General features: G+C 55.4%; 3 protein-coding genes. 2 read left to right on the plus strand and 1 reads right to left on the minus strand.

Translation table 11 applies throughout. The features are described from left to right. Nucleotides 1–173 precede the first annotated feature (173 nt). Nucleotides 174–683, plus strand: a complete 510-nt coding sequence (locus AC19YQ_RS24815) for a conjugal transfer protein TraD (protein WP_500596174.1) — start codon at nt 174–176, stop codon at nt 681–683. Nucleotides 684–1,076: 393 nt separating this feature from the next. Continuing rightward, nucleotides 1,077–1,904, plus strand: coding sequence for a RepB family plasmid replication initiator protein (locus AC19YQ_RS24820; protein ID WP_500596175.1), 828 nt, complete (start codon nt 1,077–1,079; stop codon nt 1,902–1,904). Between the two features lie 12 nt (nt 1,905–1,916). On the opposite strand, the gene AC19YQ_RS24825 is transcribed toward AC19YQ_RS24820, so the two are convergent. Beyond that, entirely contained in the window at nt 1,917–3,203 is a 1,287-nt protein-coding gene (locus tag AC19YQ_RS24825) for a MobA/MobL family protein (protein ID WP_500596176.1), read from the minus strand. Between the last annotated feature and the right edge of the window lie 137 nt (nt 3,204–3,340).

Genomic DNA, 3,340 nt, shown 5'->3' on the forward strand with positions numbered 1-3,340 from the left:
TTTTTTTGGTTTTGATTTTGCTTCTGATTCTGCCCCCGGCAGGGCGAGCGTTTCTCCGGTACGGAGAAACACCTAAGCGCGCCCTCCAATAAATTAGAGGGATTAAAAGCCAACAGTGCCAGTCAATTCTATCGCGGATACACTGGGTTTAATTTATTTCAGAGTCAAATAATGTGAATAAAACCGCCGAATCATCCAAACCAACAAAATCCGAAAAGGATGCCGCTTGGCTCTCCAACAAAATCCTGTTTATTCGCGGACTGAAGAACCCCAGCGATCAACTCTCCCTACTCCTCCTGTTGTCAGAAAACCCCACCCGAACGCCCGATGAAGAGAAACTCCTCACTGTCCTGATTCGAGCCGAGAAGGCATCAGAGCGAGCCAGGTCAGCTCAATCCGAGGCCAACCGTATTCTCAAGGCCGAAGCCTCCGCCGAACGAAAACGCCGTGACCACGAGCTGTACAAAATCGCCGGGCTTCTTGGATTGGTTGGGCTGGTCGACAAAAAGAAAGGGACTTCGCTGATCGACCTGGGCGAACTGACCGGGGCGTTGGCAGTGATTGCACGCACACCGCCGAACGATCCGAGCCGGATCGAATGGAAAAAGGCCGGTGATGCAATCCTTGGCTCCGCCAAAGAAGAGGGAACAGCGGACTTCCAATCCCCGCCAAAACGCCTGTAGGCCTCTCAGGCGCCGGTTCAGTCATTGGATGGACGCCATTTGCGATCCGCCTCGATACCCTGATCACACGCTCCTAGCGGCCTCCCAGGCGATGATATGTGGAGGGGATTGACGGGATTTCCCAGACACATCCCCCGCCCCTTCAGGGGCATAAATGCGGCCCCAGCGGGGCCACGTAGTGCGCAGCACCCTATTTTACTTTTAATCCTTTTAAACCTTTTAGCGCCTCTTGAGCCCTTGATTTACGTGGGTTACAGACTCAATAAAGGGAGGGATTGATGGTCATATGGGGAGGGATTGATGGTCATATGGGGAGGGATTGATGGTTATATGTGGAGAGATTGATGGTATTGTGTGAAAAATATAAACAGCTCACATAATGCGGGTAGTGCCATGAAGGATGCGCTGGTCTGTAAGTCAAACGCCTTGATCGAGGCCTCGTACCGGCTAAGCCTGTACGAACAGCGGATCATGCTCGCTTGCATTGCCCAAGTACGACGGGACGAACCGCTGACCGATCAGCAGCTCTACACCGTCAGTGCACAGCAGATTGCGGAGATGACAGGGACGAAGCTGGGGACGACCTACCAGAACTTGAAGGCCGCATCAGAGCGACTATTCGACCGCCGTGTAACTCTGAACGAAGCACCAAATGGCAGGGGCGCGTCGAAGGTTAGACTCACTCGCTGGGTGCAGGAGATTGTCTATCAAGAGTCGATGGGGTCTATCTCCATGAGATTCAGCACCCCGATGATTCCGTATCTCTCCCAGCTCACTGAGCAGTTCACACGCTATGCACTGTCGGACGTAGCGCAGATGACCAGCGCCCACGCCATTCGCCTGTACGAAATCTTGGTGCAGTGGCGCAGCATTGGACGGCGAGAGGTTGAAATAGAATGGCTCCGCGAGGCCATGCAGCTCGAGGATCGCTACAGCAACATTCGCGACCTCAAACGATGGGTGCTTGAGCCTGCCATCGAGCAGATCAACGAGCACAGCCCGCTCCAAGTGTCTTGGACGCAGCGCAAGGCTGGACGAAAAATCACGCACCTAGTGTTCGACTATGCGCCAAAGAAACCCGCCAAGGTGGTCGGAAAGGCCACGGCGAAGCGCAAGACCGGGAAGATTTCAGATGCTGAGATCGCGAAACTTGCTCGCCCTGGTGAAACATGGGAAGCGGCCCGCGCTCGACTAAACCAGATGCCGTTGGATCTAGCGTAAGTACTTACGCACTTAGCCCATGCGCGGCGGACAATTCTTGTGTTCTATCTCTGGCTCCGATTCTGATTCTGGCTCGGCCTGAGGTGTGCTTTCGGCCTCATCGGCAAGCTCTTGGGTAAGCTCTGGCTCATCATGGGTCGACTCAACATCGGTGTAGAAAAGCTCCGGGGTACCCATATCGTAGTGCGCTTGGGCCAGCTGAAACTCCTGCTCTTCCGCCTGTTTTTTCTCAACATGGGAGTGCAGCTTGTCGCGCATATCGGCCAGTTGCTCAGGCGTGCAGGGACATGAATCCGGCGCTCGCAACCAGTCACTCACCGACCTTTGATATTTCTCTATGCTCGGCAGAAAACCCAACTCCAAGGCGATCCCACACACCTGTTCCAGTTCGGTGAGTATCGCCATGAGTTCCACTCGGCGCTGATCGGCCTCAGCCTTCAGCTGAAGCTCCAGCTCTTCCGCCTGTTGTCGTTCACGCCGCCGCCGATCAGCGGCGAGGCGCGCTTTCTGCAGGTCAATAATCATGGCGCCTCCGTTCGGTAACTCGGACTGGGCAGCCTCCAGCTCGCGCCTAACGGCGCGGAACTCGATGACCTGAGCTTTCTCTTCGCGCCACTCTGAAGGGCGCATTTTTCGCTCGGGCTGACGATCGATACCCTGCTCCCTGTAACTCCGCATATCGATTCGTTCAGAGAGACCCGCTCGCTCCAGGTGCACATTGCACAGGTCACCCCATCTCCCGCGCAATTCCTTTAAAGCGGCGGCGCGGGCGGCTTTGCGTTCTTTACCCTTCAAGGCTGGATCGACGTTTCCGTACTCCTTCCTCGCCCCGCCCTTCTCCGGCTGCTTCGCGTTGTAGCGCTTGAAATACAGGTCCGGGTCGCGCTCGATTTCATCCACCTGGCGCTCAGAAAACATCAAATGGACGTGGGGCTGCTCGCCCTCATCAGCGGCGCTTTTGTTGTGAATGGCCCACTGATAGACGTGCCGGTCGCCAATCTCCTGGGCAACCCATTCACGAACAAGCTCGATGCGCTGCTCCGGCGGCAACTCACGGGGCAAAGCAATCTCCATCTCGCGGTAGGTGCTGCCATTTTTTCGCTCGTACTGGTCAGAGGCTTTCCAGAATTCTTGAGCGTTGTGCATGGCCCAGCGCGGCATGTTGCCGTCCTCGGTTGCCTCCAGCTTTTCGCCTCGCTCTAACCGATTGGCATATTCACCCTGTCGGGAAATGTAAGCAGCATGAGCCCCGGCTGCGCCGGGCTTACCTGCTTTCATACTGAGACGTGGGATTGCCATGCTGGTGCCTTTTTTTTGGTTTTGATTTTGCTTCTGATTCTGCCCCCGGCAGGGCGAGCGTTTCTCCGGTACGGAGAAACACCTAAGCGCGCCCTCCAATAAATTAGAGGGATTAAAAGCCAACAGTGCCAGTCAAT

This window comes from Pseudomonas sp. MF06569 (genome assembly GCF_059862735.1).

Bases quoted from the DNA above. Each gene is read 5' to 3' on its own strand.
- AC19YQ_RS24820 (WP_500596175.1), top strand. From the start codon at position 1,077: ATGAAGGATGCGCTGGTCTGTAAGTCAAACGCCTTGATCGAGGCCTCG.
- AC19YQ_RS24825 (WP_500596176.1), bottom strand. From the start codon at position 3,203: ATGGCAATCCCACGTCTCAGTATGAAAGCAGGTAAGCCCGGCGCAGCC.